Origin of the sequence: Streptomyces sp. NPDC012769 (assembly GCF_042901205.1) — a bacterium.
In the GTDB taxonomy this organism is placed as follows: Bacteria; Actinomycetota; Actinomycetes; order Streptomycetales; family Streptomycetaceae; genus Streptomyces.
The window spans coordinates 556,907-580,556 of sequence record NZ_JBIBCP010000003.1 but is presented as its reverse complement, the minus strand read 5'-3'; the positions used below and the strand labels follow the sequence as shown (position 1 = coordinate 580,556).

Genomic DNA, 23,650 nt, shown 5'->3' with positions numbered 1-23,650 from the left:
GTGACGCGGTGATCGGCGATGCGGTGGTCAGCGGTCCGGCTGGTCGTCCGCCCTCGCGTCGACCATGCCGGCGCTGAGGGTCGCTCCGTCCTGCGGATCGATGAGCAGGAACGAGCCGGTGCGCCGGTTGTCGGCGTAGTCGTCGACGGCGAGCGGCTCGGCGGTGAGGATCCGTACGCCGCCGATGTCGTTGGCGGCGAGTCGGTCCTGGCCCGGGAGCCGACGGGCGAGGGCGACGTCCGTGCGGTACGTGATGCTCTCCACCACGGCCGGGACGGTGCGGGTGGTGTGCTTGAGCAGCACGCGCTGTCCGGTGCGCAGCGGGCGCTCGTCGAGGTGGCAGACGGTGGCGGTGAGGCGCCGTACGGGCTCGGGGGCGGGGTCCGCGGTGAGGACCTCGCCCCGGGAGACGTCGAGCTCGTCGGCGAGGCGGACGGCGACGGACTGCGGGGCCCAGGCGAGGTCGGTCTCCCGGCCCAGCACGCTGATCGCGACGACCGTGCTGGTCGCGCCGGCCGGCTGCACGGCGACCCGGTCGCCGACCCTGAGAAGGCCGGAGGCGAGCTGTCCGGCCAGCCAGCGGTCCACCGTGCGCCGGTCTCCCGAGGGCTGCCGGATCACGTACTGCACCGGCAGGCGCAGCGGCTTGCCGGTCGGATCCCCTCCGAGCGGGACGTGCTCCAGGTGGGAGAGCAGGGTGTCGCCGGCGTACCAGTCCATGGCGGCCGACGGTTCGACCACGTTGTCGCCGGCCAGCGCGGACATCGGGACGGCGACGACGTCGGGGAGGCCCCAGCCGGCGGTCCGCCCGGTGAACTCGGCGACGATCGCGGTGAAGACGGACTCCTGATAGCCGACGGCGTCCATCTTGTTGACCGCGAGGACGACATGGGGGACCCGGAGCAGGGCCGTGATGGCCGCATGCCGGAGGGTCTGCTCCACCACGCCCTTGCGCGCGTCGACCAGGATCACCGCCAGGTCCGCGGTGGAGGCACCGGTCACCATGTTGCGCGTGTACTGCACATGGCCCGGGGTGTCCGCGAGGATGAACCGTCGCCGGTGGGTGGCGAAATAGCGGTAGGCCACGTCGATGGTGATGCCCTGCTCCCGCTCCGCCCGCAGGCCGTCGGTGAGCAGCGCGAGGTCGGGGTCGTCCTGCCCGCGGCGGCGGGAGGCCTCCTCGATGGCGGCCAGCTGGTCGGCGAGCACGGACTTGGTGTCGTACAGCAGCCGGCCGACGAGGGTGGACTTGCCGTCGTCGACCGACCCGCAGGTGGCCAGGCGCAGCAGGCCGCCCGAGCGCCGGGTGGACGGGCCGGACCGGCCTTCCGCTTCCGCGAGGTCCGTTGACATGTCTAGAAGTACCCTTCTCGCTTGCGGTCCTCCATGGCAGCCTCGGACAGGCGGTCGTCGGCCCTGCTCGCGCCGCGCTCGGTCACCCGGCTCGCCGCGATCTCGGCGATCACCGCCTCGACGGTCGAGGCGGCGGAGTCGACGGCGCCGGTGCAGGACATGTCGCCGACCGTGCGGTAGCGGACCTGCCGCTCGCACAGGGGTTCGTCGTCCCGGGGACCGCCCCAGTCGCCGGGCGTCAGCCACATGCCGTCGCGCCGGAACACCTTCCTGCGGTGCGCGAAGTAGATCTCGGGCAGCTCGATGCCCTCGTGCTCGATGTACTGCCAGACGTCCAGCTCCGTCCAGTTGGACAGCGGGAACACCCGGACGTGCTCGCCCGGCTCGTGGTGGCCGTTGTACAACTGCCACAGCTCGGGCCGCTGTCTGCGCGGGTCCCAGGCGCCGAACTGGTCCCGCAGGCTGAAGACGCGCTCCTTGGCGCGTGCCTTCTCCTCGTCGCGCCGGCCGCCGCCGAAGACCGCGCCGAAGCGGCCGTCGCGGATCGCGTCGAGCAGCGGCAGGGTCTGCAGCGGGTTGCGGGTGCCGTCGGGCCGCTCGCGGAGTCTGCCGTCGTCGATGTAGGACTGCACGGACGCCACGTCCAGGCGCAGGCCGTGCTTCTCGACGATCCGGTCCCGGTAGGCGAGGACCTCGGGGAAGTTGTGGCCGGTGTCCACGTGCAGCAGGGAGAACGGCAGCGGCGCGGGGGCGAAGGCCTTGAGGGCCACGTGCAGCATGACGACCGAGTCCTTGCCGCCCGAGAACAGCAGCGTGGCCCGGTCGAACTCGCCCGCCACCTCGCGGAAGATGTGCGCCGCCTCGGCCTCCAGCGTCTCCAGGTGGGTGAGCGGGGTCACGGCCGGGGTGAGCGGCGCGCCGAGGGTTCCGGGCCGGTCGTTGACCGCGGCCCGGGCGACGGCGGTCACGACAGCCCGCGTGCGGCGAGCAGCGCACGCAGGTGCCGGATCGATTCCTCGACCGTCTGGTCCTCGGTGCGGATCCGCAGATCGGGATCGACCGGTGCCTCGTAGGGGTCGTCGACGCCGGTGAGCCCCTGGAGTTCGCCTGCCGCCTGACGGGCGTAGAGGCCCTTCACGTCCCGGTCGGCGCAGGTCTCCAGGGGGGCCGCGACATGCACCTCCAGGTACGGGACGCCGTGTGCCGCGTGCAGGTCCCGCACCGCGGCGCGGGACACCGCGTACGGGGCGATGACCGGCACCAGGACGGTGACGCCGTGGGCGGCGAGCAGTCCGGCCACGTAGCCGATCCGCCGTACGTTGGTGTCCCGGTCCTCCTTGGAGAAGCCGAGTTCCGCGGAGAGTGCGGCGCGGACCTCGTCGCCGTCGAGCACCTGGACCCGGTGTCCTTCGGCCCGCAGTCGTCCGGCGAGGCTGCGCGCGAGGGTGGTCTTTCCCGCGCTCGGCAGTCCGGTCAGCCAGACCGTGCCGCCCTGCCACCCGGCCGGTTCGCCGTTTGGTTCGGTCATGTTCGGTGCTCCCTTTCGCGCGGGCCGGCGGTGACCCGCCCTGCGTCCGTCATGGTTACCGTGGTGCCACTGCCGGCCAGCGCCCGGCTGACCGGGTGGGGGACCCGCCCGTCCGCGATGCGGACCGTCGCCACTCCGCCGGCCAGTGCCTCGCGTGCCGCGACGAGTTTGAGGGCCATGCCACCGCCGGCGAACCGGCCGGGCGCGCCGGTCGCCGGCACCTCGTAGGCGGGCATCACGCTGGTGGGGTCGTCGGGGTCGGCGAGCACGCCCGGCGCGCCGGTCAGCAGTACCAGCCGGTCGGCGCCGAGCGCGGCCGCGAGCGCCGCCGCGGCGCGGTCGGCGTCGACGTTCACCGGCTCGTCGTGCTCGTCGATCGCGGGCGGTGAGACCACCGGCACGAAGCCCGCGGCCAGCAGGGCCTGCGCCGGCCCGGTGCGCACACCGGTGAGCCGGCCGCTGAGGTTGTCCCGGACCAGGACGGTCCGGCCGTCGACGACCGCCCGGACGGCGGACTTGCGGCGGGCCCGCAGCATCCCGCCGTCCAGACCGGTGAGGCCGACCGCGGGCACCCCGAGCCGGGTCAGCTCGGCGACCATCCTCGGCTTGACCGAACCGGCCAGGGCGAGGACGACCACCTCCAGGGTGGCCGGGTCGGTGTACCGGGTGGTCACCTTGTCCGGGGCGACCAGGGTGCGCTGGGGCACCCCGAGCTTCCCGGCCAGTCGGGCGATCTCCCCGGAGCCTCCGTGCACCAGGAGGACGGACTGTCCCTCGCCGACGAGCTCGGCGACGTCGGCACAGATGCCTTCGGCGTCGACGGCCGGGTTGCCGCCGCACTTGACGACGGTCAGCGGTCTGGTGGTCACGAAGTCTCCAGTTCTCCGGGGCCCGGTTCTCCCGGGCCCGGTGCTCCGGGCCCGGTGCACCGGGGCTCAGACGGGATGCAGCCCGGTGAAGGACAGGCCGAGGTTCTCCGGCCAGCCCATGCGGATGTTCAGGCACTGGACCGCGTTGCCCGCGCCGCCCTTCACCAGGTTGTCCAGGGCGGCGATGGTCACCAGCCGGCCGGCCTCCTCGTCGACGGCGTAGCCGACGTCGCAGAAGTTCGAGCCCAGCAGGATCTTCGGCTCCGGGTAGCGGAAGGTGCCGCGCTTCTGGGCGACCAGGCGGACGAAGGGCTCGTCCTGGTACTGCTCGCGGAACGCCCTGCGCACCGCCGCCGTGTCCACGCCGGGGCGCAGCGTGGCGTGGCAGAGGGTCTGCACGCCGCGCACCGCCTCGACGCCGGTCGCGGTCATGGCGGCGTCGATCCCGAGGTGCCGGGCGATCTCGGCCTCGTGGCGGTGCCCGGTGGGCGCGAACACCCGCATGGCGCCGCTGCGTTCGGCATGCAGGTTCGCCTGACCCGCGGTGGCGCCGGAACCGCTGGAACCGGTACGGGCGTCGAACTGCGCCCTCGGCTCGACCAGGTTCCGTGCCACCAGCGGGTACAGGGCGAGCACGCCGGCCACCGCCATGCAGCCGGGCACGCTGACCCGGTCGGCGCTGCCCAGACGGTCCCGGTACAGCTCCGGTATCCCGGGGACGAAGTCGCCGAGCAGGTGGGGCGCGGCATGCTCGACACCGTAATAGCGCTCGAAGACCTCGGGGTCGTCGAGCCGGAAGTCGCCGGTGAGGTCGTAGACCTGCTTGGCGCGTCCGGTCCAGCGGTCCATCTGCGTCATGGCGGCGCGGTGCGGTGTGGCGAGGAAGACCGCGTCGCAGTCCTCCACCTCGTCGGCCGAGCAGAACAGCAGGTCGGTGGCGGACCGCAGGTTCGGGTGCACGCCGTCGACCCGCTTGCCGGGGAACCGGGACGACACCGCGCCCACCACCTCGACCTCGGGATGGCCGATGAGCAGTCGCAGCAGTTCGCCGCCGATGTAGCCGGCCGCGCCGACGACCGCGACGCGGATCACGTCGGGGCTCCGGTGAGAGTCACGTGTCCGGGCACGACTACTCCCCCCAGTCCTCTTCGACCTCGGGCGCGAGGGCGAGCACCGCCGGGCTCAGCGCCACGATCTCCAGTTCGCTGCGGCAGCCCGCGCACTCGACGATCTCGTTGAGCCGCACCGAGTCGCTGATCTGCACCGCGTCCTCGCACTCCGGGCAGGCCTGCGTTGTGGTCATGGGAAGGTGTCCTTTCGCGTTCAGAGGGTCGTGCCGGAGAGGGCGGCCGTGTCGAGGGCGGTACGGACCGTCCTCACCACCCGCTCCGCGGTCAGGTCGTAGTGGGTGACGAGGTGTTCCTGGTTGCCGACCGTGTCGACGAACCGGTCCGGCACGCCGAGCCGCAGCACCCGGGTGGGCGCGTGCTCGGCGAGGGTCTCGGCCACGGCGCCGCCGAGGCCGCCGCTGCGCCAGTGCTCCTCGACGGTCACGACGAGGGGGGCCGGGCGGGCCGCGGCCACCAGCGTCTCGGTGTCGAACGGCCGCAGGGTGTGCAGGTTCAGCACGGTCGCCTCGATGCCGTGACCGGCCAGGACGTCGGCCGCGGCGAGGCAGGCGAGCACCGGGTACGGGCCGCAGGCGGCGAGCACCACGTCGCCGCCCTGCCGCAGGGTCTGCGCCTTGCCGATGACGGGGGGCGGGGCCGGGGGCAGCGGGGGTGTCGGCTTGCGGCCGAGACGTACGTAGAGCGGGCCGGTCACGTTCAGGCTCTGCTCGACGAACGCCTCGGTGGCGGCGGCGTCGGCGGGGACCACCACGGTCATCTGCGGCAGCACCCGCAGCACGGCGAGGTCTTCGAGGGCCTGGTGGGTGGGGCCGAGGTGGCCGGCGGCGAGTCCGCCGTGGGTGGCCATGATGCGGACCGGCAGCCGGTTGTAGGCGATGTCGATCTTGATCGCCTCCAGTGCGCGGGACGCGGCGAAGGCGGCCATCGTGTTGACGAAGGGGATCCGCCCGCACGCGGCGAGACCGGCGGCCATGCCCATCAGGTTGTGCTCGGCGATGCCGAGGTTGACGTACTGCTCGCCGGCCGCCGCCGCGTGGTCCGCGCTGAACAGGCCGGTGTCGCTGTCCAGGCAGATCAGTTCGGGGTGCCGTTCGAGCATCGGCAGCAGGGTGTCCCGGTACGCCTCCCGGGTGGCGCGGCTCATCCGGCGGTGTCCGTGGTCCGGAGCGCGGCCCGCGCCCGTGCGTGGTTGCGCGGGGACAGCGTCACGTAGTGGCTGGCCGCCCGGCCGGCCAGGAAGGGGAGCCCATGGCCCTTGACCGTACGGGCGATCAGCACGCTCGGCCGGCCCGGTTCCCAGGGGGCGGCGGCGAGGTGGTCGGCGAGCTCGGCCGCGTCGTGGCCGTCCACGTCGCGGACCGCCCAGCCGAAGCTCCGCCAGCGGTCGGCGAGGGGTTCCATCGGCGCGATCCCGTCGGTGGCGCCGGTCAGTTGCAGGCCGTTGCGGTCCACGACGGCGACCAGGCGGTCGAGGCGCAGCGACGCGGCCGCGATGGCCGCCTCCCACACCGAGCCCTCCTGGAGTTCGCCGTCGCCGAGCAGGACGAAGCTGCGCGCGTCGCGGCCGGCGGACCGGTGGGCCAGGGCGAAGCCGCAGGCCAGGGCGAGGCCGTGGCCGAGGGATCCGGTCGGCAGCTCCACGCCGGGCACCGCGCGGACCGGGTGGCCCATCAGCCGGCTGCCGGGCCGTCCGTATCCGTCGAGTTCCTCGACCGGGAGGAAGCCGCGCTCGGCCAGCGTCGCGTACAGGGCGACGGCGGCATGGCCCTTGCTGAGCAGGAAGCGGTCTCGGTCCGGGTCGTCCGGCCGCGCCGGGTCCACGTTCAGCACCGAGAAGTACAGCGCGGTGAGCACCTCGACGCTGGAGAAGGCGCCGCCGAGGTGGCCGCCCTCCGGTCCCGCGCACATGTCGACGACGTGCGAGCGGATGCGGGCGGCGACCGATTCGAGGGTGTCGAGGGCCGGGGCCTGGGTCGCGGTCATGAGGCGGCCCCCGCGAGGGTGGCCACCATGTCGGTGTTCGCCCACACCTTCTCGAAGGCGTCGGCGTAGGCCCGCAGCAGGTCGCCCGAGCCCGGGTGGAGGTGGCGCTTCTGCAGGGTGAGGGAGTCGGCGATGATCGCGCGGGCCACGGGGTAGTCCTCGCCCGCCTCCGGCGCGGGCGCGCCGGTCACGGTCCACGGGTAGCCCCCGCCGAAGCCGACGCGGTCGACGAACACCTTCTGGTCGGGCAGTGGCATGAGCTGGTACTGCGACATCGGCACGCCCTCGGCGCGCAGCAGCCGCCGCAGTGCGGCGCGCAGGGCCTCGGGCCGTACGCCGTCCAGGCCGAGGGCGGCCGCGTCGAAGCGGAAGCGCAGGATGTGCCAGGCGTGGGTGGTGTCCGGGAGCGCGGTCGGCACGCGCAGGCCGGGCAGCTCGGCGAGCCGTCCGAGGAACTCGGCGACGTTGCGCTGCCGGGCCTGCTCGTAGACGTCGAACCGGGTGAGCTGGGCGTCGGTGAACGCGGCCTGGAGGGCGTTCATCTTGTGGTTCCAGCCCAGGCCGTACGAGATGTAGTCGCGGTCGCGGCCGGCCTCGATCACCTCGCCGAACTGGCGGCCCTTGCGCACCGCTTCGGCGAGCTCGGCGCTGCCGGTCACGAGCAGACCGCCCTCGCCGCAGGTGGGGATGTTCTTGGTGGCCTGGAGGCTGAAGGCACCGGCGTCGCCGAGGGAGCCGACGGGCCGGCCGCGGTGGGTGGCGCCGGGCGCCTGGGCGGCGTCCTCGACCACGGCGAGGCCGTGCCTGCGCGCGATGTCGGTGAGGCGGTCCATGTCGGCGGGCGCGCCGTGCAGGTGCACGGGGATGATCGCCCGGGTCCGGTCGGTGATCCGGCGCTCCACGTCGTCCGGGTCGATGTTGAAGGTGACCGGGTCGACGTCGGCGAACACGGGAACGGCCATCTGGTGCACGGGCGCGAGACCGGTGGCGATGAAGCTGAGCGCGGGCACGATCACCTCGTCGCCCGGCCCGACGCCGAGCGCGGCGAGCGCGAGGGACAGGGCGGCGGTGCCGGTGGACACCGCGACGCAGTGGTCGTGGCCGAACCGCCGCGCCCAGTGCTCCTCCAGGGTGGACACCGGGTTCGCGCCGTCGGAGTTGGACACCAGTCGGGCGCCGTCGAGCGCGTCGATGACGGCCTTGCGGTCCTCGTCCTCGACCAGCGGCCAGTCCACATGGCGCCGGTCCCTGGGCACGGCCGGCGAACCGCCGAACGCTGCCAGCTTGCTCATCACAGTCCTCTCGACATGGTCACGGTGGTCGGAGCGCCGTGCGGGGTCACAGTCGTGCCGCCGCCGCGCCGACGGCGTCGACCGCACGCGCGTAGGCGCCGCGCAGCACGGTGGTGTGGTGCGCGATGTCGGCGGCGACCGCTCGCGGATCGTCGAGACCGTGCGCGCCGGTGATCCGCAGTCCGGTCCACGCGTGTGCGACGGCCTCGACCGCCCGTCCGGCCCCGGCGAGCGCCGGGTCGCCCCAGTCGCGGCCGCGGCCGCGCAGCAGTTCGCCGTGCAGGGAGGCCTGCGCCTGCATGCCCCAGCCGAAGGGGTAGAGCTCGCGCAGCGCGCCGGCGTCCCCGGCGCGGCACCGGTCGAGGAGTTCGGCGGCGAACGCGTCGAAGCCGGCCAGACCGGTGCGGGCCGGGCCCGCCGTGGTGAAGCCCTCGACGTCGGTGCGCAGGAAACCGCCGAGCAGCTCGGGCGTCAGGGGCGGCGGCGTGGCGTCGAGCCGGACGTCGAGGCAGCGCCTGCCGATCCGCGAGTCGCTGAAGAACGCGTCCTGGACGTCGGTCGGGTTGGCCGATCCCCAGCTGCGCAGGAACGCCTCGATCGGGACGGCGCCACGGAACGCGGGCGGCATCGCGTCGGAGACGTACACCAGGCCGCGGACCTCGTCCAGGCCGTAGACCACCACCAGGTGCGCGGCGTGCACATCGCCGTAGGCGGGCCGGAAGGGCAGGTGGAAGTTGTCCACCGCGGCGATGACCGGGCGGTCGGCGGCCAGCGACCCGCGCAGCTCACGCCAGACGTCGTCCTCGTCGGCGGGCTGCCACCAGCGGGCGTGCAGTGCGTGGTGCGGCGCCAGGGCGGCGCCGAGGTCGGTGCCGCCGGACGCGTCGGGCGGGCACGGGTAGTAGAACTCCTCGGACCGAACGTCGCCCGGCAGGTGGAGGAAGCGCCAGCCGGCGCCGAGCACCTCCAGCGGGTCGGCGCCCGCCCGGGCCACCAGCGTGCCGAAGGTGGCCTGCAGACAGCTGATCAGATCGCGGTACCACCACTGGGGTTCTGGTCCGACGGTCATGTACGTCCGTGCCGTCACGTCGCTGGTCACGCCCCGGCCTCCGCTCGTTGCAGGGTGAGCGCGAAGACATGCACCGCGACGTTGCGGGGCAGCCGGACGCCGACGAGATCGGCGCGCCGGGTGACCGGCACCCGCTGCGCCCACATGACCGCGGAGACATCGCGCTGCACATGGTGCGGGTAGTGCATGACCAGACTCTCGAACGCCTTGACCTCACCGAACCAGGCGGGCGCCGACCAGAAGTCGGAGACGCGCAGCGCCTCCGGGTCGACCGAGCCGTCGGCGAAGTGCAGTTCGACGGTGTCCTCGCAGCGGCGTTCCGACGCCGCCAGCACGTGGATCCAGTCGTAACGGCCCTCGGGCAGGGCGAGGAACTGTCCCGCGCAGCGGATGTTGTCCGGTCCTTCGCAGACCGGGGGGAACCGGAAGGGAACCTCCGCCACCCGGACGAGACTTCCGCCCTCGGGCAGGTATTCGGCGGCGAACGAGTTCCCCCACACATTGAAGGCCCCCGCTTTGGTGTTCGTCGCGGCGGAGATGGCCGTATTGTCGAGATGAGCGGAAATATCGACCGTATCGCAGAGTCGATTGATGGCGGAGGGCGCCGGCATGCCCGTCAAGTGATCCCCCTCACTGGAATGCCGTGTGATATTGCCGAGTCTGGACGCTGGTGCGCGATTTTCATCCGCGTCGCGATAACCCTCGAAAAAGGGCGGTCACGGGCGAATGGCGGCGGCGCGCAGTTCCTCATAGAAAGGCAGGTGGTAATCGCGGTAGGACCGCAGCACCGGGTCCGCCTCGACCGTTTCGGCCCCGCGGCCCGAGCCGCGGGTGAAGCCGGCGGTCCTGCTGGTCGATTCGTGCCACCGGCTGGTCGCCTGCCACTCCGAGCGCATGCCGGGCTGCCAGCTCAGCGCGTCCGGGAGGAAGGGGATGCCCACCGCCGAGCAGTACGCGCGCACGGTGTCGGCCGGCCGGTCGAGCAGGTCGTCCGAGTCGATGACGACCGGCGTGGTGCCCGAGGCGTCCCGTACGGCCGTGAAGATCTCGTGCAGCCGGGCGAAGCCGATCTCGTCGCGGCCGAGGTCCGGGTTGAGCGCATGGTGCGAGGCGATGGCCTCGGCGGGGTGACGGATGATGAAGGTGTGCGTCGCACCCGTCAGGAAGGCCCGGTCGGCGAGCAGCGCCGGGTAGTGGAAGTCGGTGGTGTCCTTGAAGAACACCGGCTGGTGCGCGGCCATGTCGCGCAGCGCCGTGAGCACGTCCTGTTCGCCGCGGGCGACCCGGTCGCCGACCTTCACCTCACCGAAATCGACCACCTGGGAGAACGGCTCGTGCACGACGACGCGGTCGCCCCGCTCCGCCATCATCCGGGCGAACGCGGTGGAACGACTGCGTGGTGCGCTCCACAGCGCGAGCACCGGTATCCGCTCTGAATTGTGGTCCACGGTTTTCCCTTCCCTCTGGCGCGGCCGCGGTGCAACCGGGCGGAAAGCGTGCGGTGAACTATTGCGTCAGGCGCTCGGAATCCCGTCAAGAGTGGCACGGGCGGCGCCCGGGCCGGGTAAGCGAGATACGCAGCCGCGAGGCCGGAAAGTAAACGCGATGCGTCGCCCCGGATGAGCTTGTCGCGGACGCGCACGGCGCGGGACCGCCCGTAACGTCCCTCCGACGCGGCAGACCGGTTGCGCCGTCCGGTCAACCGGTGGTCCTACGACGGAGGTCACGTGTCAGCGACTCCAGAGCACCCCGGGGACGGCGGGATCGCCGTACTCGCCAGCAGGGTCGGCGCGGACGAGAAACGGCTGTTCGACGCACTCGACCGGCACGGTGTTCCCTTCGACCAGATCGACACGCGCGGACAGTGGTTCCTGGCCGGGCGCCGTGACCTGCCGTGGACCCAGGTGCTGAACCGGGAGATCGGACAGGCCCGTGCGGCGTACGCGGCGCGCTCTCTCGCCTCGGCGGGAGTCGAGGTGGTCAACAGCGCGGACGCGACCGAGATCTGCGGCGACAAGTGGCGTACGACGCTGGCGCTGCAGGCGGCCGGCCTGCCGACGCCGCGCACCGCGCTCGCCCTCACCCCGCAGGCCGCGCTGGACGCGCTGGACTCCCTCGGCTATCCGGCGCTGATCAAGCCGCTGGTCGGCTCCTGGGGCCGGCTGGTGGTCCGGCTGCCCGACCGGGCCGGCGCCGAGGGCGTACTCGAATACGTCGCCGCGCTGCCCGGACCGCAGTCGCACCTCGGGTACGTGCAGGAGCTGATCGACAAGCCCGGCCGGGACATCAGGGCGATCGTGGTGGGCGGCCGGCTGCTCGGCGCCGTCTACCGGACCGGCGAGTTCTGGCGCACCAACGTGGCGCTCGGCGCGCAGACCCGGCCGTGCGAGGAGTCGCCCGAGATCACCAAGCTGTCGGTCGACGCGGCCGCCGCCGTCGGGGCCGACATCGCCGGTGTCGACCTGATCGAGGACCGCGACGGCCGGCTGCTGGTCCTCGAGGTCAACCACCGGGTCGAGTTCTCCGGCTTCCAGTCCGCCTTCGGCGACCGGGTCGACGTCGCGGACGCCATCGTCGAACACCTACGGGAGCGAGCGCAACGATGAACTGGGCTTTCACTTCGTCCGGGCAGGTCACCGAGACGAGCGCCGTCGGACTGCTGCGCGGCATGCTGGAGATCCCGTCCTCGTCCTACCAGGAACGCGCGCTGGCCGACTTCCTGGCCGAGGCGATGGCGGACCTGGGCTTCGAGGCGCACATCGACGTGGTGGGCAACGTCATCGGCGTGATCGAGCGCGGCGAAGGCCCGACGCTGATGCTGCTCGGTCACCTGGACACCGTCCCCGGGCAGGTGCCGGTCCGCTCCGAGGACGGCAGGCTGTACGGCCGAGGGGCGGTGGACGCGAAGGGACCGCTCGCGGCGATGATCTGCGCCGCGGCGAGCGCGGTGGACTTCCGCGGCCGGCTCGTGGTGATCGGCGTCGTCGAGGAGGAGACGCCGTGCTCCCGCGGGGCGATGGCGATCCGCTCGACCCACGACCGGCCGGACGCGCTGATCGTCGGCGAACCGAGCGGCTGGTCGAGCGTGGTCATCGGCTACAAGGGCAAACTGGACCTGCGCTACACCGTCAAGGTGCCCGCCACGCATCCGAGCAACCCGACGCCGAAGGCGTCCGAACTCGCCGTCGCCTGCTGGGACGCGCTGGTCGACCTGCTCGGGCCGGACGCGGGCCACGGCGCCTTCGCGCAGCCGGGCGCGACGCTCTGCCAGCTCAACGGCGACCTGACCTCGGCGACGGCGGACCTCAGCGTCCGCACCCCGCCGGGCTTCGACGCGGAGGGGTTGGTGCGCGAGCTTCGGGACCGGCTGCCGGCCGGCCGCCTTGAGGTGCTGAACTCGGTGGCGGCCTGCCGGGCGGACCGGTCCAACCCGGCGGTCCGCGCACTGGTGTCGGGCATCCGGCGGCTGCACGCCCAGCCCCGGCTGGTGGTGAAGACGGCCACCTCGGACATGAACACCCTCGCCGAGGTGTGGGACATCCCGATGGCGACCTACGGGCCGGGCGACAGCCGGCTCGACCACGCCGACACCGAGCACATCGTCCTGTCGGACTACCTGCGGGGCATCGACGTGCTGTCCCTCGCCATCGCGGAGCTGGCGCAGGTACCCGCCCAGCGCGCGGACGACCCGGTGACCGCCGTACCGCTCGCCGAAGGGAGCCTCGGATGACGGACATGACGCAGCGTCTGGCCGCGTTGCCCGCGGAGCGGCGCGCCCGGTTCCTCGCGCGGCTGAAGGCGCAGGCGAAGAGCGCGGCCGAGCAGGGCCCGACGCCGCGCGGGAACACGGGTCCCGCGCCGCTGTCGCACGCGCAGGGGACGCTGTGGTTCCTGGACCGGTCGGCGCCGGACGGCCTCTCCTCCCACCTGCCGCTGTGCACCCGGCTGCGGGGCGACCTGGACGTGGCCGCGTTGCGGGAGGCGCTGGCCGCGGTCGTGGCCCGGCACGAGGCGCTGCGGACCGCGATCGTGGAGCGCGAGGGCGGCCCCGTGCAGGAGGTCCGCCCCGAGGTCCCGGTCGAACTGCCGCTGGTCGAGGCGGCGGGTGACGGCCCCGGGCAGCGGCTCGCCGCCGCGCGGGCGCTGGTCGCCGAGCGGATCGCCGAGCCGTTCGACGTGGGCAGGGCTCCGCTGTGGCGGGCGGTGCTGGTCAGGGTGGCGCCGGACGACCACCTGTTCCTGTTCGACGCGCATCCTCTGGTGTGCGACGCCGGTTCGCTGGAGGTGCTGACCGGCGAACTGGCCGAGCTCTACCGGTCGTCGCGCGCCGGCGGGGCACCGCGGCTGCCGGACCTTCCCGTGCAGTTCCCGGACTACGCGGTGTGGCAGCGGGCCTCGCTCGACGCGGGCGAGCGGGACCGGCTGGCCGCGTACTGGCGGGACGCGCTGGCGGGCGCCGAGGTGCTGGAGTTCCCGACCGACCGGCCGCGGGGTGACACGCTCACCTTCGCCGCCGACACCGGCGGCTTCCCGCTCGGCCACGAGGGCCTGGCGCGGGCGCGGGAGCTGGCCCGGGAGGAGGGCGCGACACCGTTCGACGTCCTGGTCGCGGCGTTCTTCACCCTGCTGCACCGCTACTCCGGTCTGGACGACCTGGTGATCGGCACGCCGGACGCGGGCCGCCGGCCCGACGCCCTGTCGTCGGTGATCGGCCCCTTCACCGGCCTGACGGTCCTGCGCGGTGACGTCTCCGGTGACCCGAGCTTCCGTACGCTGGTCCGCCGGGTCGCCCGCGTCGCACGGGACGCGCACGCGCACGGCCGGCTGCCGTTCGACACGCTGGTGGACGCCGCGGCCCCGGCCCGGGACCCCTCGCGCGCGCCGCTCTTGCAGATCGTCTTCGGCCTGCGCGACGCCGTCGCCGCACCCGGGCTGCCCGGCCTGGTGTCCTCGCCCGAGCCCGTCCGGGCCGGCACGTCCCCGTACGACATGAGCTGGAGCGTGGTGGAGCCCGCGGTGCCCGGCGCCGACGCGGAGCTGGTCGTCGACTTCGACACCGCACTGTTCGACGGCGACAGCATCGGCAGGTTCGCCCGGCACTACGACGGGCTGCTGCGCACCCTGACCGCCGCCCCGGACGCCCCGCTGTCCGCCGCGGACCTGCTCGGCCCGGCGGACAAGGAGTTCCTCGCCGAAGTCGGCCGCGGTCCGGTGCGGCCGATCCGCGAGACCACCGTCGTCGCGGAGTTCGAGGCGCGGGTCCGGGAGGCGCCGGACCGCGTCGCGGTCGTCGTCGCCGGCACCGAGACGACCTACGCCGAGCTCAACGCCCGGGCGAACCGGCTCGCCGCGCTGCTGCGCGGGCGCGGCGCCGGGCCGGGCGCACGGATCGGTCTGTGTCTGCGCAGGAACGTCGACCTGACGACAGCGGTGCTCGCGGTGCTCAAGACCGGCGCGGCCTATGTGCCGCTCGATCCGACGCATCCCCCGGCGCGGGTCGCGGAGATCGCCGCCGACGCGGGGGTGAGCGCGGTGATCGCGCACGCCGAGGTCGGCGGGGCGGTGAGCGCGGTCGCCGCGCCCGTGGTCACCCTGGACGAGGTCCGTACGGAGCTGGCGGCGCTGCCCGACGGCAACCCGCCGCTCGCGGCGGAGCCCGGTGACGTCGCGTACATCATCTACACCTCCGGCAGCACGGGACGGCCGAAGGGTGTGCTGCTCGAACACCGCGGCGTGGTCAACTTCATCGACTCCACCCGTGAGCTGTTCGACCTGACACCGGCCGACCGGGTGCTCGGCTTCGCGTCGATGACCTTCGACGTGTCGGTGTTCGAGACCTTCTCGGCGCTGCTGACCGGGGCGCGGCTGTGTCTGGCGACCGAGGACGAGCGGCTGTCCATCGACCGGCTCCAGTCGTTGATGGAGCGGGCCGGCATCACCGTGATCGATCTGCCGCCGACCGTGATGCCGCTGCTGGCGCCGGAGAAGTTCACCGAGCTGCGGATCGCGTTCGTCGGCGGCGAGGCGTTCAGCGGTGAGCTGGTGAACCGCTGGAACCCTGGACGGCGGCTGTTCAACGGCTACGGGCCGACCGAGTGCACGGTGACGATGATCGTCGAGGAGTGCCCGGGCACCTGGGAGGCCTCGCCGCCGATCGGCCTGCCCATGGCCAATCACGTCGCGCACGTCCTGGACCGCGATCTGCGCCCGGTGCCGGTCGGGGTGCCCGGCGAGCTGGTGATCGGGGGTGCCGGTCTGGCGCGCGGCTATCTCGACCGGGACGAGCTGACCGCGGAGAAGTTCGTCCCCGACCCGTTCGGCACCGCGCCGGGCGGCCGGCTCTACCGGACCGGTGACCTGGTGAAGCGGCTGCCCGACGGGCGGCTGGTCTTCCTCGGCCGGCTCGACCAGCAGGTGAAGATCCGCGGCCTGCGGATCGAACTCGGCGAGGTGGAGTCGGCGTTGGCCGCCTTCCCCGGCATCGGCCCGGTCCGGGTGCAGCCGTGGACCGACGACGGCGGCGACAGGCATCTGGTCGGTTACGTCACGGGGGTCACCGAGCAGCGGATCGGGGAGGTGCGGGAGCACCTGGGCACGCTCCTGCCGTCGTACATGATCCCGTCGTACTTCGTCGTCCTCGCCGAACTCCCGCTCACCAGCAGCGGGAAGGTGGACTGGCGGCGGCTGCCCGCGCCGGACCCGAAGACGGCGGGCGACGGCTCGGGCGACGAGCCCCGGACCGCGACCGAACGGGTGCTGCTGCGCGAGGTGCTCGCCCCGTTGCTGCGCAACGACCGGCTCGGCGTGCACGACGACTTCTTCCAGGCGGGCGGGAACAGCCTCCAGGCCGCCCAGCTGATGTCGGCGATCCAGCGCAGGTTCGGGGTGGAGATCGCCCTCGGCGACTTCTTCGTCTCCCCCACCGTCGCCCACCTGGCGGCCACCGTCGACACCGTCCGCGCCGCCCGGCTCGGCGAGGGTGCGGCGCTCGGCACCCTCGAACGGCTCCTCGCGGACGAGCCGCACACCTCGGCGACGGACGCGTCGGCACCGGGCGCGTCGGCGGACGTTCCGGCGGACGCCGACCGGGCACCGGTGCGGATGCGGGGGCCCGAACCGGCGCGGGTGGTCCTGCTGCACCCCTCGGGCGGTGAGCTGTTCTGCTACATCCCGCTGGTCAGGGCGCTGCGCGAGGGCGTCGGCGTGGCGGGCTTCGCCGCCGATCCCCGCGACACGGCCGTGGCCCCCGAGGAGAGCATGACGGCGACGGCCACCAGGATCGCGCGGGCCCTGACCGCGGCCGGACCGCCGGAGTCGTACTGCCTGGCCGGCTGGTCCTACGGCGGCGTCCTCGCCTTCGAGGTCGCCCGGCAGCTGGAGCGGGACACCGGCGCACGGCCTCCGGTGGTGCTGATCGACGCCTCCTACGAGGAGGACGTCGAGCCGCTCGACGAGCGGACGGTACGGCGGCGGTTCGTGCACGACGTCGCCCGGCTCGCGGGACAGGACGGCCCCGCGGTGCGCGCCGTCCTGGACGACCCCGTCGCCGAACCGCTCGACCTCAGGAAGACGCTGACCTCACTCGATGTCGAACTCGACCTTGGGGACGATGAGTTGGACCGTCGCTTCACCGTCTTCAGGGCCTGCGCGCTGGCCCAGCAGGCGTACCGCCCGCCGAGCGCGTACGGCGGGCCGGTCACCGTGCTCGCCACCTCGCCCCGCGACGCCGTGGAGGCGGAGTGGCGGGCGGTGTGCACGGGCCCGTTCCGGGCCGACGACCTGCCCGGCGACCACTACACCCTGTTCACGCAGCCGGCGCTGAGCCGGGTCGTCGCCGCGATCGAAGAGACGCTCGCCTTCTGAGGAGACGCACATGCGGTTCGGATTCACCGAGGAACAACAGCGGTTCCGGGCGGACGTACGGCAGGCGCTGCGCTCCCCCGAGGTGCGGGCGGCGGCGGCCGACGCCACCCCCGCGGACGGCGTCGAGCCGGACCAGCGGCCGCTGTACCGCCTGCTGGGCAAGCTCGGGCTGCTCGCCGTGCACTGGCCGTCCGAGTACGGCGGGGCGGACCGGCCGCTCACCGACGCCGCGATCGTCGCCGAGGAACTCGTCCGCGCGGGAGTCCCGGACACGCTGCACGTCAACACCATCCAGATCATCGGCCAGTTCCTGCTGATGGCGGGCAGCGCCGAGCAGAAGCGCCGGCACCTGCCGGCGCTGGCCCGCGGCGAGCGTTTCGGCTCGGTGCTCTACACCGAACCGGACGCGGGCTCCGACCTCGGCGCGCTGCGGACCGTGGCCGAGCCGGACGGCGACGGCTACCGGATCACCGGCACCAAGGTGTTCAGCCTCAAGACGCGCTTCGTCGACCTCGGGCTGTGCGCCGCCCGTACGACGCCGGGAGCCGGCAAGTACCAGGGGATCAGCCTGTTCCTGGTCGACATGGACGCCCCCGGCGTCACCGTGTCGGTGATCCCCAGCGCCAACGACGAGCAGTTCCACCGCGTCGACCTCGACGCGGTGCCGGTGTCCGGCGACGACCTCCTCGGGCCGCGCGACCAGGGATGGCCGCTGCTCAACGAGGCCCTGGCCATCGAGCGCACCGGCCTCGACTACCACCTCAAGGCGGAGTACTGGATGGAGGCCGCGCTGGAGGCGCTGCTCGACCGCGACCCGGACTCCTCGCACGACGCCCACCTCGAACGGATCGGCCGCTGGCACGGCGCGCTCACGGCCGACCACGCCCTCGCCTGGGAGGTGCTCACCGGGCTCGCGGCCGACCGGGTCGATCCGGTGGCCGCCGCCGTCGCCAAGTACCACAGCAGCGAACTCGCCCAGGAGATCGGGGCGTGGGCCGCCGGCGTCCCCTCCCCCGAGCAGCGGGCCCGCCGCACCCGGGCTGCCGTGACCCTGGACTCCGCCCACCGGGAGGCGCCGGGGCTCACGCTGTCGGCGGGCACCTCCGAGGTCATGCTCCAGATCATGGCCACCGCGTTCGACTCCATCGGACAGGAGAAGCGCTGAGATGGACCTGACCCCCGATCCCCTCCTCGTCGAGCTGCGCAGGGCCTTGCGCACGTCCCTGGCCCGTGTGCCCGTACGCCCCGAGGTGCACGGCGCGCCGGTGACCGACGGGGCCTCGGGCCCCACGCGCACCGTGCTCGACGAGCTGGAGGCGTCCGACTTCGAGCGGCCCGCGTCCGCCGGCGGCCTGGGCCTCGGTCTGACGGCCGGCGTGCTCGTGAGCGAGGAACTCGGCCGCGCCGCGTGCGGGAACTCCTACCGGGGCGACGCGCTCGCCGCCGAGGTGGGCGCCCCGGCGGGCGCGGCGACGGCCGGGTTCGAGGCGCTGCCGGTCGGCGGCGGGATCACCGCGACACCGCGTGCGGGCGGCTGGGAGCTCACCGGCACGGCCACGGTCGACGACTCCGGCGCGGGCTCGCTCCTCGTGGCGACCCGGACCGACGGCGCGCCGGTGCTCGTCGCCGTGCCCGCCGGGGCGCCCGGGGTCCGCGTGGAGCCCGGGTGCTGGCCGCCCGCCGTCCGCTTCGACGCCACGCCGGTGACCGGGTCGGACGTGGTCGCCCGGCTCGACGACTCCCCCACCGGCCCGCTGGCGCGGGCCCGGCTCCGGCAGGCCGCCTATCTGCTGGGCATCGCCGACGGGGCGCACGACATCGCCGTGCGCTACGCCGGTGTCCGGCGGCAGTTCGACACCCGCCTGCGCGACCTGCCCGCGGTGGCCTTCTCCCTGGCGCGCGCCATGGTGGCGTTGCGCGCGACCAGGGCGGCGGTGTACCGGGGGGCCTGGCTGATCGACTCGGAGCCCGGCTCCGGGCAGGACGAGGCCGGCACCGCGCCGGTCGTGGCGCTGGCGATGGCCGCCGAGACCACGCGCGAGGTGGTGCGGTCGAGCACGCAGGTCTGCGGTGTCCGGGCGATGACGACGGAGCTGGGCCTGCACCGGCACTTCCGGCTCGCGGCGGCCGAGACCGGGCGGTACGGCGAGCCCGCCGCCCTGTGGCGGCTGGCCGGCGCCGCCCGCCTCGAGCTGGCCAGGCGCACCCGCCACGGCGCGCCCGAGCCGGTCTGAGGGCCGGGGGCCGGTGCCTGCCTTCCGGACCTCCGCGCCGCGACCCGGGCGCGGAGAAGTCCGAAGGACACGGCCTAGATGAGTCCGGACCGGTAGGCCAGGGACACGAGCTGGGCGCGGTCGCGGACGCCGAGCTTGGTGCGCACCCGGTAGAGGTGGGTGCGCACGGTGGCGACCCCTATGGTCAGCGCGTGCGCCACCTCCTCGGTGGACATGCCCCGCGCCACCATCTGGGTCACCTCCCGCTCGCGCGGGGTCAGTTCGGTCACCTCGGGGTACGGTGCCGAGTCCGGGGTGTCCGGCTGCTCACGGAACCAGGTGACCAGGCGGTGGGCGATGTCGGGCGCGAGCACGGTCCGGCCGGCGGCCGCGGCGCGGATCGCGGTGACCAGGTCCTGGGGGCTCGCGTCCTTGCCGAGCAGGCAGCTCGCGCCGGCATGGAGGACGTCGCTGACGGTCTTGTCGGCGTCGGATATGCGAGTGAACACCACGATGTTCGGCGGTGCTTCCTCTTTGCCGAGCCTGCGGATCATTTCCAGGCCGGAAATGGTCCGAAGATTCAAATCGGTGACCACGACATCGGGCCGTGCGGTGCGCACCAGGACAATGGCCTCCATTCCGTTGTCGGTGGTGCCGATCACGTCGATGTCCGGAACGGCGTCGAGCAAGGTGCGTAAGCCGTCCCCGATCACGGGCAGTTCGTCGCATATGAGTACTCGAATGGTCATGGTGTTCCGCCTCCATGGGGGTAGCTGGAAGCCTCGCTCGACGCGGTCGAGATCGTCGCCGCACCGAGTTGCAACCGTCTGATCGCCCGCCCATGCCGATGTCCCGCACCGCGAACAGCGCGAACGGGGTGACGCATGACGGTGAAGAAGAGGTGTCGATCGTCGAGCTGACGATCAGCGGCCGATCAGGCCGCCGAGGGGCCGCACCGGTCTGCCGCCGGGCGTCGGCGCCGGCGCCGGACAGGACCGTCGGGTGGATCCTCGGTGCACCGCTCTGGTCGGCATCGGAAGCTTCCCCCTTGTATACGCCGCAACTCACGGGTCGTGTCACTCACCGCTCCGCGAGGAGCGGGTCTCGCCATCGACCGGACAGCGGCGCCGCGGACGCCCTGGAAGCGTCTTCAGGTGGCGGCGAGAAGCGCTTCCGGCCCTGCCTCATGCGCGATTTCTGGGGACGAGCGGCTCTGTTCCGTGGTGGAGGCGTCGTCGAACGCAAGGCGACTCTCCGCACCGAAGATCGAGCCTAGGAGGTTCTAGTTCATATTTCGAACGAGTGTCAAGGGACCCTCCGATTGCACACCGAGAAGTCCACTCCCGCATGCTCGCACACACTCGCAGGCCATTTCCGGCCATCCTTGAGTTGTACCTGGCATATCCCGTGGGGGTTCGGCGTAGGCTGCTCGATGCCGACCCGGTACTGACCGACCGGGGAGAATTCAGGGAGCGTCTGAATTTGATCTTCCTCGTCGTGCACACGCGTTCCCGGCCGGGCATCACCCCCGTGCGGAGGGCTGGATAATGGCCCCGACGGAGCAGCTCCCCGACCGGAAGAGACGAAGGACCGATGACGCTCACTGTGGGCCGGCGCGTGAAGCTGACGGCCGACCTCGTCCTGGCCGGCTCCGTCACCCTCGCCGAGGGGACCCCCGCGGAGAAGGCGGCCGTCGCCGGCTCGCTGGCGCTGGCCGCGGGCATCGAGGGCACCGTGGACCGCGTCAGCGAGCGCGAGCAGCCTGCGGAGGTGCGTGAGTACGTCCGCCTGAAGGCGCTGCTCGACGACTACGGCCCCCAGATGCCTCCCGGCAGCCGGGACCGGCTGGCGGAGGAGGTCGCGTCCCTCGAAGCGGAGTGGACCGCCTTCCACCGGCGCGGGCCCCTCGTGACGGTCCGCGTCCGGTTCGACAACGGCTTCGTCCTCGACGACGTCCCCGGGGACGTCTTCAGCTCCGCCTGATGTGCGGGCAGGCGGCGGTTCAGGCGTAGCGGTCGAAGAGGGCTTCCAGGTAGTCCTCCAGCCGCCGCGTCAGGACGTCGGGCGTCAGGTCGGTGCGGCCCAGCTCGCGCCAGGGGACCGCGTCCTTCTCCGCGTCCGGGGCGTAGCCCAGCGCGTCCAGCAGGCGCCAGTGGAGGTGCGCGCCGGGGTCCTCGGAGAGGGTTCCGCCTGCCGCGAGGTAGCGCTCGGCGAAGCGCATGCCCGCCGGAACGCCGTGCAGCAGCGCGAGGGCCGTCGAGCAGTGCGCCACGTCCAGGTCGGCGGGTCCCCAGGAGGTCTCGACCCAGTCGACGACGCCGCTGATCCGCAGCTCGTCGCCCGCGCCCTCGAAGAGGACGTTGCCGGGGTGGAAGTCCCGGTGCAGGAAGCACCCTTGATGGGCCGGGGGCTCCGCCCGGATCACGTCGACGGCCCGGCGCCACAGGTCCGCCCGCCGGGTGGCCGCGGGCACGCTCACCCGCTCGGGAGAGGCCCAGGCCTGGTAGGCACGAGGGCGCTGCCGCTCGGTCACCGGCACCCGATGGACGCGCACCAGCTGCCGGGCCATCAGCTCGGCGCGTGCGTCGGCCTCGTCGTCACCGAGGCGCACGCTGCCGGGGAGCAGGGACATCAGCAGGGACGGATGGTCGCAGTGGCGGGCCACCGGGTCGACGGCCGGCGGCGTGGCCGCGGGCACGTCGGTGCCGCCGAGCAGCCCCAGGATCGTGGCCTCGCGGGTCAGCAGGCCCTCCGCGTGCCGGACGAAGAACGGCTTCACGAAGGACCTCAGGACGAGTGAGCGCTGGCCGTGCGGACCGTCGAGGTCCAGGCGCCGCATTTCCGACGTCCAACCGCCGCGCAGCCGTACGACCCTCTCGACGCGCTCCGCCCCGGACAGGTGCCGCTCCACCCAGGCACGCGTGGCGCCGCCCCAGCCCTCAGTGTCACCGCCGCCGTCCACGTCGCCGCGACCGCCCACGTCGCCGCGACCGCCCGCGTCGCCGGGTCCGTACGCGCGGACGCCCGGCGTTCCCTCACCCACCGTCATGCCGGAACCCTCACCACCACCGGCGCCCGGCGGGTGAGAACCGGCCGTCGGTCAGGTCTTCCGGACCGGCACCGGGCGTCGGATCAGATAGACGGCGGCCGCCGCGACGAGGAGGAGCATGCAGCCGATGAAGACCAGGCCCGCGCCTTCGAGGCCGAGGGGATCGGCGAGGAGGCCGACGCCGATCACCGGGATCGAGATGCCCGTGTACGCGACGACGAAGAGGGTCGAGATCACCGCGGCGCGCCGGTCCGGCGGAGCGGCCGCGGCCACGCCGGCGAGGGCCGCGCGGAAGGCGAGTCCCTGCCCGGCGCCGCCGACGAGGGCGGACAGGACGACGAGGGCGAGGAGGTCGGTGTGGAGAGCGGCCGCCAGGAGGAGCAAACCCGCGAAGAGGACGGCGCAGCCGAGGGGCAGGGAGCGCGTCACCCCGACCCGGTCGACGGCGAGTTGGCCGGCCGTCGAGGCGAAGAAGGCCAGGGCCACCACCAGACCGCTCACCCCGTGGTTGTCCACGTGCAGATAGCGCGCGAGGAAGGCGGGGCTGACCGAGGTGAACACGCCGAACAGCGCGAAGCCCACGAAGGACGCGATCGCCGCCGGCACGAACACCGACCTCACCCGCACGGGAAGCGCGGGGCGCCGGGGGCGCACGGCGGTCAGCGGCCGCCGGTCCTTCACCGTCTCCGGCAGGCGCAGCAGGACGACGACCGAGGCCGCCACCAGCGCGAGGTGGACCGCGAAGGGCAGCAGCAGCGGTTCGGGGGCGTACTCGGCGAGCAGGCCGGCCAGCAGGGGACCGCAGCCCAGGCCGCCCATGTTGGCCGCCGTCGCCACGAACGTCGCCCGGGCCGTGTCGCCCGGCGGGGCGAGCTCCATGACGTACGCGGTGGCCGCGCCGGTGAACAGGCCGGCCGAAAGGCCCGACAGGAGCCGGCCCGCGTAGAGCCAGCCGATGCTGTCGGCGCCGAGGAAGCAGGCGGCGCTCGCCGCCGCGAAGCCGAGGCCCCACAGCAGCGCCGGCCGACGGCCGACGGTGTCCGAGGCGTTGCCCGCGAGGAGCAGGACGCCCATGACCCCGAAGGCGTACACCGCGTAGACGACGGTCACCGTCAGCTCGGAGAAGCCGAACTTCTGCTGGTAGAGCGGGTAGAGGGGGGTCGGCAGGGTGGTGCCGGCCATGCACACGACGAACACCGCGCCCGCGAGCAGACAGCGCGCCCGGCTTTGGCGGTCATCGTCCATGCCTCCGACCGTAACCCGCGAGGTGGCTCCTTCCCCGGCGGCACCACGCCTCCGTA

General features: G+C 73.3%; 21 protein-coding genes. 6 read left to right on the top strand and 15 right to left on the bottom strand.

Annotated elements, in window-relative coordinates:
- Positions 1-27 precede the first annotated feature (27 nt).
- From ACFY7C_RS17870 to ACFY7C_RS17815, 12 genes are all read right to left on the bottom strand, one after another.
- Positions 28-1,353 carry a sulfate adenylyltransferase subunit 1 gene (locus ACFY7C_RS17870; RefSeq protein ID WP_389650868.1) on the bottom strand — a complete coding sequence of 442 codons (1,326 nt, stop codon included), beginning with the start codon at positions 1,351-1,353 and terminating at the stop codon, positions 28-30.
- A 2-nt stretch (positions 1,354-1,355) separates the two neighbouring features.
- Positions 1,356-2,321 carry a sulfate adenylyltransferase subunit CysD gene (gene cysD, locus ACFY7C_RS17865; RefSeq protein ID WP_389650865.1) on the bottom strand — a complete coding sequence of 322 codons (966 nt, stop codon included), beginning with the start codon at positions 2,319-2,321 and terminating at the stop codon, positions 1,356-1,358.
- A complete protein-coding gene (cysC, locus tag ACFY7C_RS17860; protein WP_389650862.1) occupies positions 2,318-2,881 on the bottom strand; it encodes an adenylyl-sulfate kinase in 564 nt (187 codons plus the stop codon). The genes cysD and cysC overlap by 4 nt, the downstream gene beginning before the upstream one ends.
- Complete coding sequence (locus ACFY7C_RS17855) at positions 2,878-3,750, bottom strand: [LysW]-aminoadipate kinase (RefSeq protein WP_389650859.1); 873 nt, start codon at positions 3,748-3,750, stop codon at positions 2,878-2,880. Before ACFY7C_RS17855 ends, cysC begins: the two co-directional genes overlap by 4 nt.
- A 66-nt stretch (positions 3,751-3,816) precedes the next feature.
- On the bottom strand, positions 3,817-4,842 hold the full coding sequence (argC, locus tag ACFY7C_RS17850) for an N-acetyl-gamma-glutamyl-phosphate reductase (RefSeq protein WP_389650856.1): 1,026 nt from the start codon (positions 4,840-4,842) through the stop codon (positions 3,817-3,819).
- Between the two features lie 37 nt (positions 4,843-4,879).
- Positions 4,880-5,053 carry a lysine biosynthesis protein LysW gene (locus ACFY7C_RS17845; RefSeq protein ID WP_345491119.1) on the bottom strand — a complete coding sequence of 58 codons (174 nt, stop codon included), beginning with the start codon at positions 5,051-5,053 and terminating at the stop codon, positions 4,880-4,882.
- 20 nt (positions 5,054-5,073) lie between these two features.
- A complete protein-coding gene (locus ACFY7C_RS17840) occupies positions 5,074-6,024 on the bottom strand; it encodes a transketolase family protein (RefSeq protein WP_389650852.1) in 951 nt (316 codons plus the stop codon).
- Positions 6,021-6,863, bottom strand: coding sequence for a transketolase (locus ACFY7C_RS17835; protein WP_389650849.1), 843 nt, complete (start codon positions 6,861-6,863; stop codon positions 6,021-6,023). The genes ACFY7C_RS17840 and ACFY7C_RS17835 overlap by 4 nt, the downstream gene beginning before the upstream one ends.
- Positions 6,860-8,155, bottom strand: coding sequence for a DegT/DnrJ/EryC1/StrS family aminotransferase (locus ACFY7C_RS17830; RefSeq protein WP_389650846.1), 1,296 nt, complete (start codon positions 8,153-8,155; stop codon positions 6,860-6,862). Before ACFY7C_RS17830 ends, ACFY7C_RS17835 begins: the two co-directional genes overlap by 4 nt.
- 46 nt (positions 8,156-8,201) lie before the next feature.
- Complete coding sequence (locus ACFY7C_RS17825) at positions 8,202-9,254, bottom strand: BtrH N-terminal domain-containing protein (RefSeq protein WP_389650843.1); 1,053 nt, start codon at positions 9,252-9,254, stop codon at positions 8,202-8,204.
- Positions 9,251-9,835 (bottom strand): hypothetical protein, encoded by a 585-nt coding sequence (locus ACFY7C_RS17820; RefSeq protein WP_389652724.1) that lies wholly within the window; start codon positions 9,833-9,835, stop codon positions 9,251-9,253. The genes ACFY7C_RS17825 and ACFY7C_RS17820 overlap by 4 nt, the downstream gene beginning before the upstream one ends.
- 105 nt (positions 9,836-9,940) lie before the next feature.
- Positions 9,941-10,672, bottom strand: coding sequence for a sulfotransferase family protein (locus tag ACFY7C_RS17815; protein WP_389650841.1), 732 nt, complete (start codon positions 10,670-10,672; stop codon positions 9,941-9,943).
- A 279-nt stretch (positions 10,673-10,951) separates the two neighbouring features.
- Between ACFY7C_RS17815 and ACFY7C_RS17810 the strand changes: the two genes are divergently transcribed.
- Genes ACFY7C_RS17810 through ACFY7C_RS17790 form a run of 5 tightly spaced genes read left to right on the top strand, consistent with a single transcriptional unit; the run spans position 10,952 to position 19,321 of the window.
- Complete coding sequence (locus tag ACFY7C_RS17810; RefSeq protein WP_389650838.1) at positions 10,952-11,830, top strand: RimK family alpha-L-glutamate ligase; 879 nt, start codon at positions 10,952-10,954, stop codon at positions 11,828-11,830.
- Positions 11,827-12,954 carry a M20/M25/M40 family metallo-hydrolase gene (locus ACFY7C_RS17805; RefSeq protein ID WP_389650834.1) on the top strand — a complete coding sequence of 376 codons (1,128 nt, stop codon included), beginning with the start codon at positions 11,827-11,829 and terminating at the stop codon, positions 12,952-12,954. The genes ACFY7C_RS17810 and ACFY7C_RS17805 overlap by 4 nt, the downstream gene beginning before the upstream one ends.
- Complete coding sequence (locus tag ACFY7C_RS17800; protein WP_389650831.1) at positions 12,951-17,087, top strand: amino acid adenylation domain-containing protein; 4,137 nt, start codon at positions 12,951-12,953, stop codon at positions 17,085-17,087. The genes ACFY7C_RS17805 and ACFY7C_RS17800 overlap by 4 nt, the downstream gene beginning before the upstream one ends.
- A gap of 10 nt (positions 17,088-17,097) precedes the next feature.
- Positions 17,098-18,252, top strand: coding sequence for an acyl-CoA dehydrogenase family protein (locus ACFY7C_RS17795; protein WP_389650829.1), 1,155 nt, complete (start codon positions 17,098-17,100; stop codon positions 18,250-18,252).
- Position 18,253: 1 nt separating this feature from the next.
- Entirely contained in the window at positions 18,254-19,321 is a 1,068-nt protein-coding gene (locus tag ACFY7C_RS17790) for an acyl-CoA dehydrogenase family protein (RefSeq protein WP_389650826.1), read from the top strand.
- A gap of 74 nt (positions 19,322-19,395) precedes the next feature.
- On the opposite strand, the gene ACFY7C_RS17785 is transcribed toward ACFY7C_RS17790, so the two are convergent.
- On the bottom strand, positions 19,396-20,049 hold the full coding sequence (locus ACFY7C_RS17785) for a response regulator (protein WP_389650823.1): 654 nt from the start codon (positions 20,047-20,049) through the stop codon (positions 19,396-19,398).
- A gap of 844 nt (positions 20,050-20,893) precedes the next feature.
- Here ACFY7C_RS17785 and ACFY7C_RS17780 point away from each other — a divergent pair.
- On the top strand, positions 20,894-21,283 hold the full coding sequence (locus ACFY7C_RS17780) for a hypothetical protein (protein ID WP_389650821.1): 390 nt from the start codon (positions 20,894-20,896) through the stop codon (positions 21,281-21,283).
- A gap of 19 nt (positions 21,284-21,302) precedes the next feature.
- Here ACFY7C_RS17780 and ACFY7C_RS17775 read toward each other — a convergent pair whose 3' ends face one another.
- Entirely contained in the window at positions 21,303-22,349 is a 1,047-nt protein-coding gene (locus ACFY7C_RS17775) for a phosphotransferase family protein (protein ID WP_389650818.1), read from the bottom strand.
- Positions 22,350-22,400: 51 nt separating this feature from the next.
- A complete protein-coding gene (locus ACFY7C_RS17770) occupies positions 22,401-23,594 on the bottom strand; it encodes an MFS transporter (protein ID WP_389650815.1) in 1,194 nt (397 codons plus the stop codon).
- Positions 23,595-23,650: the final 56 nt, after the last annotated feature.

Bases quoted from the DNA above. Each gene is read 5' to 3' on its own strand.
- ACFY7C_RS17870 (WP_389650868.1), bottom strand. From the start codon at position 1,353: ATGTCAACGGACCTCGCGGAAGCGGAAGGCCGGTCCGGCCCGTCCACC.
- cysC (WP_389650862.1), bottom strand. From the start codon at position 2,881: ATGACCGAACCAAACGGCGAACCGGCCGGGTGGCAGGGCGGCACGGTC.
- ACFY7C_RS17845 (WP_345491119.1), bottom strand. From the start codon at position 5,053: ATGACCACAACGCAGGCCTGCCCGGAGTGCGAGGACGCGGTGCAGATC.
- ACFY7C_RS17840 (WP_389650852.1), bottom strand. From the start codon at position 6,024: ATGAGCCGCGCCACCCGGGAGGCGTACCGGGACACCCTGCTGCCGATG.
- ACFY7C_RS17835 (WP_389650849.1), bottom strand. From the start codon at position 6,863: ATGACCGCGACCCAGGCCCCGGCCCTCGACACCCTCGAATCGGTCGCC.
- ACFY7C_RS17830 (WP_389650846.1), bottom strand. From the start codon at position 8,155: ATGAGCAAGCTGGCAGCGTTCGGCGGTTCGCCGGCCGTGCCCAGGGAC.
- ACFY7C_RS17820 (WP_389652724.1), bottom strand. From the start codon at position 9,835: ATGCCGGCGCCCTCCGCCATCAATCGACTCTGCGATACGGTCGATATT.
- ACFY7C_RS17805 (WP_389650834.1), top strand. From the start codon at position 11,827: ATGAACTGGGCTTTCACTTCGTCCGGGCAGGTCACCGAGACGAGCGCC.
- ACFY7C_RS17800 (WP_389650831.1), top strand. From the start codon at position 12,951: ATGACGGACATGACGCAGCGTCTGGCCGCGTTGCCCGCGGAGCGGCGC.
- ACFY7C_RS17795 (WP_389650829.1), top strand. From the start codon at position 17,098: ATGCGGTTCGGATTCACCGAGGAACAACAGCGGTTCCGGGCGGACGTA.
- ACFY7C_RS17790 (WP_389650826.1), top strand. From the start codon at position 18,254: ATGGACCTGACCCCCGATCCCCTCCTCGTCGAGCTGCGCAGGGCCTTG.
- ACFY7C_RS17785 (WP_389650823.1), bottom strand. From the start codon at position 20,049: ATGACCATTCGAGTACTCATATGCGACGAACTGCCCGTGATCGGGGAC.
- ACFY7C_RS17780 (WP_389650821.1), top strand. From the start codon at position 20,894: ATGACGCTCACTGTGGGCCGGCGCGTGAAGCTGACGGCCGACCTCGTC.
- ACFY7C_RS17775 (WP_389650818.1), bottom strand. From the start codon at position 22,349: ATGACGGTGGGTGAGGGAACGCCGGGCGTCCGCGCGTACGGACCCGGC.
- ACFY7C_RS17770 (WP_389650815.1), bottom strand. From the start codon at position 23,594: ATGGACGATGACCGCCAAAGCCGGGCGCGCTGTCTGCTCGCGGGCGCG.